The sequence below is a fragment of the Paracoccus panacisoli genome (genome assembly GCF_042435015.1).
Taxonomy (GTDB): domain Bacteria; phylum Pseudomonadota; class Alphaproteobacteria; order Rhodobacterales; family Rhodobacteraceae; genus Paracoccus; species Paracoccus panacisoli.
On record NZ_JBHMQU010000109.1, the window covers coordinates 1 to 764 of the forward strand.

At 59.7% G+C, this 764-nt stretch carries 1 protein-coding gene; it reads right to left on the bottom strand.

Annotated elements, in window-relative coordinates; translation table 11 throughout:
- Positions 1-764 (bottom strand): flavin monoamine oxidase family protein (locus ACFHYO_RS15935; protein ID WP_394321707.1); only part of this gene is annotated, 764 nt, incomplete at both ends.

The following is a 764-nucleotide window of genomic DNA, read 5'->3' on the forward strand; positions in this document are numbered from 1 at the left end:
GCTGATCAGCGTGATCGGAAGGTCGGTATAGGTGATGCCGCCATAGATATGTTCGTCCTGCTCCCAGAAGCGGCGCTTGAACTCCAGCCCAAACTTTGTTCCTTCGGCATAGGGCATGTTGTCGACGACGCTCTGCATTTCGGGCGACAGGTCTGCCTCGATCTGGCTAAGGATCGAGAACGGGATGGTGCACAGGCACCAGTCGCCCGAGGCGGTGCGCGGCTCGCCCGTGCTGTCCGATCCCACATAGGTGACGGTCACACCCTGATCGTTCTGGCGGATCTGCGTCACCTTGCAATTGTATTTGATCAGATCGCCGACCTGCTTTTCGAAGGCCGCCGCAATACGGTCCATGCCGCCGATAGGCTGGAACATCGTCTCTTGATGATCGGTCACCTGATCTTCAAGCAGCTTGTTCCACAGCTTCGACTGCAGCACGGTGGCGAAGTCGATCGGCTCGGACGGTTCAGGCCGGGCGTTGACCCCGCCGCCAGGCCATTTCGCCCAACCCCGATACGGGGACGAATGATCGCCTTTGCGATAGTTGAACTCGTCGTCCAGAGCGCCGTAATATTTGAGGGCGGCCATCAGAGCCTCGCGATCGGCGGGGGACACTGCCTGATCCAAGGCGCCCGCGTTGGTGGCCTTCGCCAGAAGGTCCGAGATGCCGCCACGGAAATCTGCATTGATCTCGCGGAAGCGCACCGGCTTGCCGTCGAAAGCGTGCGAGGAATGCAGATAGGCGTTCTGATTGCCCTGAATAA